At 55.9% G+C, this 6,241-nt stretch carries 7 protein-coding genes; 5 read left to right on the top strand and 2 right to left on the bottom strand.

The features are described 5' to 3' along the window. Positions 1 to 142: 142 nt before the first annotated feature. From KF784_19270 to KF784_19250, 5 genes are all read left to right on the top strand, one after another. A complete protein-coding gene (locus KF784_19270; GenBank protein ID MBX3121206.1) occupies positions 143 to 886 on the top strand; it encodes a hypothetical protein in 744 nt (247 codons plus the stop codon). A 247-nt stretch (positions 887 to 1,133) separates the two neighbouring features. Next, positions 1,134 to 2,114: a hypothetical protein gene (locus KF784_19265; protein ID MBX3121205.1), complete on the top strand. Its 981-nt coding sequence runs from the start codon at positions 1,134 to 1,136 to the stop codon at positions 2,112 to 2,114. Continuing rightward, positions 2,111 to 3,061: a Dam family site-specific DNA-(adenine-N6)-methyltransferase gene (locus KF784_19260; GenBank protein ID MBX3121204.1), complete on the top strand. Its 951-nt coding sequence runs from the start codon at positions 2,111 to 2,113 to the stop codon at positions 3,059 to 3,061. Before KF784_19265 ends, KF784_19260 begins: the two co-directional genes overlap by 4 nt. Positions 3,062 to 3,435: 374 nt before the next feature. Beyond that, positions 3,436 to 3,720 (top strand): type II toxin-antitoxin system RelE/ParE family toxin, encoded by a 285-nt coding sequence (locus KF784_19255; GenBank protein ID MBX3121203.1) that lies wholly within the window; start codon positions 3,436 to 3,438, stop codon positions 3,718 to 3,720. 10 nt (positions 3,721 to 3,730) lie between these two features. Then, a complete protein-coding gene (locus KF784_19250; GenBank protein MBX3121202.1) occupies positions 3,731 to 4,045 on the top strand; it encodes a HigA family addiction module antidote protein in 315 nt (104 codons plus the stop codon). A gap of 240 nt (positions 4,046 to 4,285) precedes the next feature. Here KF784_19250 and KF784_19245 read toward each other — a convergent pair whose 3' ends face one another. Together KF784_19245 and KF784_19240 are read right to left on the bottom strand one after the other, a co-directional pair. Beyond that, positions 4,286 to 5,629: an NADP-dependent malic enzyme gene (locus tag KF784_19245; protein MBX3121201.1), complete on the bottom strand. Its 1,344-nt coding sequence runs from the start codon at positions 5,627 to 5,629 to the stop codon at positions 4,286 to 4,288. Between the two features lie 65 nt (positions 5,630 to 5,694). Further along, positions 5,695 to 6,241: PHP domain-containing protein (locus KF784_19240; protein ID MBX3121200.1), on the bottom strand; the 547-nt coding region annotated here is incomplete at its 5' end.

Here is a 6,241-nt window from a genome sequence, read left to right as displayed (position 1 = left end):
CCGCTACAACAACCGCAAGAACGTGGACATTTTTGGCGCCGCGATAGCAAGCTGCTGAGTTCGCCACCGGTACAGCGGGCTCAGCCACGGAATATGGCAAGACACAATGGGAAGAAAAAACCGAAAGAAAAGAAACAGAGCTATGGTAACCAAGGAGAATAAGGCACAGTCGGAAAACGCCAAATGCCCCCATGATCCAACCAATACACAACAACAGGGCACCGAGCGCGGCAACCGATGCACCCTGAGTCCGAGCGGTAAAATAGCAGAGCCACATTCCGCCCCACATCAGACTGGACCCCAAGAGAATAAAAAGCACTGGCTGGAATACGGATTCTTTATCGCTTCCTTTATCGCCGCAATTGCGGGAACTTTCGCAGCGGGGTTCGCTGGCGTTCAGGCTTGGATTTCGAATGATACCGCCAAGCGACAATTGCGGGCTTATGTCAGTGTTGACCTCGCCAAAATTGAAGACCCTGCTTGCCCTGGCTGCGTTCCGAGTGCTGTCATCACATTTAAGAATTATGGGCTGACCCCCGCTTACCGTTGGCAGGCCTGGGATGGCGTCATGATTGGTGAGACTTTCGACGAAGAACATTGGAACGTGACGAATCCTGATGCGTTGCCGCAGGGAGGGGGAACAAAGGGTATCTTGGGTCCTGGGCAGACTACGCGTACTGAGGTGCGAAATAAAGCACTCAGATTGACACCTCATCAGGTCCAAGAATTGGACGATGGCCGTCTGACCCTGTTTTTCTTTGGTTACATTCGGTATTGGGACGCTTTCGATAGGGAACAGTGGACGACGTATCGATACTTCTATGGTGGGCCGGTAGGGTTGGGCAAAAGCTTCCCCCAGGCTCCCAAAGGCAATGACGCTAGCTAACAAAGCCAACCAAACATACTGAGCGCATCGACTTAAGTCAAGTTCGGGATAATCGCCCTAATTGGGACAGTACCCTCAGTCGCAACTCATTGAACCAACGGCGATTATGGCGTATTGTTCACGAACAGAAGTGGCGTGTGATACAGATAAAAAATGGCAGATCCGGCGCTCATGCGGATCGGCTTAAACATGGTTGGGTGACAGGACAAATATGAAACGCAAGCAAAAGATAAAAAGGAAACAGCGTATGGACGAGTTCAAAGCCGCCTTGGAGAAATGCTTTACGGACTTCTTCGCCGTCGTCGCGACTGACAAGTCGGAATGGACTGTCAAAGGCTTCATCGACATCTACAAGAACATCTACACGATAAGCACCGACACAAAGGTCGTATCGAAAATCATTGAGCTGATGATATTCCCCGTTCTGGCCAAGTTCGCGACGGACAACGGTTATGGGATGGACTTGGCAACTCATCAGAATCATTACCCCGACATTACGTTTGTACACGGCAAGACAGGTCGCAAGATTGCGCTTGATCTGAAGAGCAGTTACCGCACTGGCCCCACAAGGATTAACGGACTTACGCTCGGAGCATTCACAGGCTATTTTCGCAATCGCACGTCCACGAAGAACATAACGTATCCGTACAGCGAATATGACGCTCACTACGTTCTAGGCATCGTCTACACAAAGACAGATCTATTCGAGTGTGAACGCAAGTTTGCGGAAAAAGGCTTTACTCTAAACAACAACATCAGAAAAGCATTGGAGGACCAGCTTTCCACACCAGATGACGAAACGGAGAAAACGCTACTTGATGCTCTCCAGAAGCAAATGACAGAACTGTCGGTGAGCGCGGATGTGATCTTGGACATCGTGGCCAAGAGCAAACTCGACGAAAGAAAGACCTACGGACTTGGCGACTTGTCCCGTATCATGTCCGTAGTCAGAGACTTCAAATTCTTCGTGCAAGAAAAATGGCGGATTGCGACAGATCGGCCAGGAAGCGGCAACACCAAGAACATCGGATCAACGGCTGTTATCGATGAACTCCTGAAAGGTGAGGGACCTTTTACCAAGCAGAAGGACGGCAAAGCATTATTCGACGCGTATTGGCAGGCCTACATGACACGAGACATGGCAAAGGCATTGGACATGGATGATCCACCGTTCAAGAACATTGCGACCTACTTCCAGTACATTGAATCGCTGCCGAAACGGAAATGACCTACAGAACAATTGTTCCACCGATCAAGAGCCAAGGGATCAAGACGAAACTTGTTCCTTGGATTCAGGCTTTGGTGCCAGCCATGAAGGGGCGATGGATTGAGCCTTTCCTTGGCACGGGCGTTGTGGCCTTCAACTCTGGATTCCGAAAAGCCCTTCTCGCCGATATCAATCCGCATGTGATTGGGTTCTATCAGGCGGTCAAAGACAAAGTCATCACCCCAGCCTCGGTTCGGAAGTTCCTCGAAGACGAAGGCAGACTCCTCGCGACTGCGGATGACAAGGGGTACGCCCATTTCCGCGCAGTAAAGGATCGTTTCAACAAGAATTTTGACCCCTTGGACTTCCTCTTCCTCTCTCGCGCGGGATTCAACGGAATGATGCGCTTCAACCGGAAGGGGGAGTGGAATATTCCATTCTGTCAGAAACCAGAGCGATTTGCTCCGGCCTACATCACCAAGATTGTCAATCAAGTCCATGATGTCGCGTGCTTGATTCAACCCGAATGGACGCTCCGCGTATCATCGTTTGAGAGGGTTATCGAAGAGGCGACGGAGGATGACATCATCTATTGTGACCCTCCATACATCGGCCGATATGTTGACTACTACAGCGGATGGACGGAAGACAACGAACGGCAACTTCATGCCCTGCTGTCTACCAGCCCCGCCCGCTTTATTCTCTCAACGTGGCATCACAACGACTACAGAGCCAACCAATTTGTGGAATCGCTATGGGGGAAGTTTAACATCGTGACGCGAGATCACTTCTATCACTCCGGTGGCAAAATAGAAAATCGCCGGTCTGTCGTGGAAGCACTTGTGTTCAATTTTCCTGCAAATATCCAGAAGCACAATCACGGGTTGCAGCCAAAGCCAGAGCAGATAGTTCTCTTGGAGGAGCGGGAGAAATACATCACCCAACAACTGGCCGGAGCGTACGGTTGACCCGCAGCGGGCCAACCGTACGCCCAGCCAGGACGTTGCCGCGGCAGGACCGAGGACCGCTTGATGGCGGTGCGATCTTAGCCCCGAACTTCCGCACTTGGCCGAGAGCAGCCTATCAAAGCCCGAGCTCATCGGACGGTTTCCGTTCTATTGAATACCGATTATTACCACTCAATCCTGCGCCTAGGCCTGTTCGGCCATCGCAGTTCCCGCCCCACTGCACTCATCACTCCCTCGCTGCCGACGGCGCGACGATGAGCCCTTCGCGCAGCAACACGCTCATGGCTTCATGCGACGCACGCACCTGATGGCACACGTTAGGCGGTAGCAAACCATCGATTGACACGCGTCACGTGACGAACTACACTTGACGCATGATCAAGACATTTGCGGATCGACGCACCCAGGAACTATACGCCACAGGCAATGCCAAGCGGTTTCCGACGGATGTTGCCAAACGGGCTGCGCGCAAGTTGGAGTACGTCGACTTGGCTACGCGGCTGGATGACCTGAAAGTTTCGCCGGGCAATCGCCTTCATGCACTGGAAGGCGACCGAAGGGACAACATTCGATCTCGATCAATGACCGGTGGCGCATCTGCTTCCGGTTTGTGGCCGGCGACGCCTATGATGTCGAAGTTTGTGATTACCACTGAATGAGGTGAGAAAGATGAGCATTCCGAACACAACCAAGAGCAAGCGACGGCCTACCCATCCAGGCGAGATGCTGCGTGAAGACTTTTTGCCGGATTATGGACTGACCGTTTCCGGTTTGGCTGAAGCCGTGGGTGTCTCGCGGCAGTCGATTAATGAGGTGTTGCGAGAGCGCCGGAGTGTCAGTCCGGAAATGGCTCTGCGGCTGGGACGCCTGTTTGGCAATACTCCAGAATTCTGGCTGAACGCCCAGCAGGCTGTGGATCTGTGGGATGCCTCGGAGGCAATTGAGAAAGATATGGCGCGCATCAAGCCGCTAAATGCCGCATAACAAGCCCATCCAGCCGACGCCAAAAAGCGGCGCGGCCGATGGGCAGCGTCAATGCGGCAGAGCTGAAGACCGCTTTACGCCGGTTCAACCTCGATCCCGAACTTCCTCGCTTGGCCGAGAGCGGCCTTTCGAGGACCGAGCCCATCGGGCGTTTTCTGTCCAATTAGCTACCGACTATCACCACTCAATCCTGCGCCTAGCCCTGTTCGGCCATCGCGCTTCCCGCCGCCACTGCACTCATCACTCCCTCGCTGCCGACGGCGCGACGATCAGCCCCTCGCGCAGCAACACGCGCATCGCTTCATGCGCGGAACGGATCTTCGATTCCGCTAGAATGTGCACCTGGTCGCGCGTTCTCGCAACCGTCGCCAAGCCCTGTTCCTGGGCCTTGGTCGCCGTGGCCACGGCAAGCCGCATCGGCACCTGCCATTCCTCCATTGTCGGCAGAATACTCTCCTCATGGATGCCGCGCTCCCTGGCGCACAGGGCCAGTTCATGCGCCGCCGCGATCGCCATTTCGTCGGTAATGGCCTTCGCCCGCACGTCGAGCACACCGCGAAAGATGCCGGGGAACACGAGCGAGTTATTCACCTGGTTGGGGAAATCGCTGCGTCCGGTCGCCACGATGCGCGCGCCCGCCTCCTTCGCCTCCCAGGGCCAGATCTCGGGGACGGGATTGGCACAGGCGAACACAATGGCGTCCCGCGCCATGCCTTTCACCCATTCCGGCTTGATGATGCCGCCGGCCGAAAAGGCCACACAGACATCGGCCCCTCGTAACGCTTCTTCGATGCCGCCTCGTACACCGGCCGGATTGGTGTGACGACACACGTTCCATTGCTCGCTGAACGCCGAATCCTGTTCGTACTCCCGTCGGTGAGTTCCAAGGATGCCTCCCGCATCGCAGGCGACGATTCTCGCGGGATCGGCGCCGCACGCAGTGAGAAATCGATAGGTCGGCACGTTGGCCGCTCCCATGCCGATCATGGCAATGCGCACCTGCCCCATGTCTTTTCCCACCACGCTCAGCGCGTTCATCAACGCCGCCAGCAGCACCGTCCCGGTCCCCTGCTGGTCATCGTGCCAGACAGGAATCGGACTGATCGCCCGCAGCTCGCGCAGAATCCGGAAACACTTGGGCATCGCAATATCCTCCAGGTTGATGGCCCCGAAGGACGGACTGAGTAAGCGGACGGTCCTGATGAGTTCATCGGGATCTTTCGTGTCGAGACAGATCGGGACGGCATCCACCCCGCCCAGATATTTGAACAACATCGCCTTGCCTTCCATGACCGGCAATCCGGCTCCAGGGCCGATGTCGCCCAGCCCCAACACGCGCGTCCCGTCGGAGACGACGGCGATCATGTTCCCCTTGTTTGTGTACTCGTAGATCGAATCAGGATCGGCCTGAATGGCCTTGCAGGGTGCGGCCACTCCGGGCGTGTACCAGACGGAAAAGTCTTCCAGGCTCCGGATCGCACACTTCGGCATTGTCTGCATCTTGCCCTTGTAGTAGGCGTGCAGGCGCAACGCGTCTTCCGCCGGTTTCGACGCCTTCGCCAACAGGTCGGCTCGTTCCGTCATCGTCTTCCCTCCTCCGATCTCATCACCGTCACGCGACTGGCCCCCACATGAGCCGTCCGGCACCGTCAGGGCTCCATCGTCCGTCTCAACAATCGTGTCACCTCCGCATAGGATCTCGCGTTGAGAACATCCGCCTTCTGGAGCCAGCCCCGCCGCGCCTGTCCGACACCGTATCTCCTGTCATCGAGGTCGGCCGTGCTGTGCGCGTCGCTGTTGACGGCCAGCAGCACCCCCTCCTCCCGCGCCATCTGGCAATGGATGTCCGTCAGGTCCAACCGTTCCGGATGGGCGTTCACCTCCAGGAAGCAGCCGCGCTCCCGGGCTTTCCGGATAATGCGCAACATGTCCACGTCATAGGGCTCACGGCGACCGATAAGGCGGCCGCTGGGATGGGCCAGAATCGAAAAGTGCGGATGGTCCATGGCTTTCAGGATGCGGTCGGTTTGTTTCTGCTTGGAGAGAGTGAAGCGGCTATGAACCGCGCCGACCACCAGGTCTAAGCGACCGAGCACGTCATCCGGCAAATCGAGCGAGCCGTCTTCGAGAATATCGACCTCAATCCCTTTCAACAGGCGAATGTCCGTGAGGTCCCTATTCAACCGGTCGATCTCA

The organism is Fimbriimonadaceae bacterium (assembly GCA_019638775.1).
Classification (GTDB): domain Bacteria; phylum Armatimonadota; class Fimbriimonadia; order Fimbriimonadales; family Fimbriimonadaceae; genus JAHBTD01.
The sequence above is the reverse complement of the archived record's forward strand: the minus strand, read 5'-3'. Positions and strand labels throughout refer to the sequence as shown.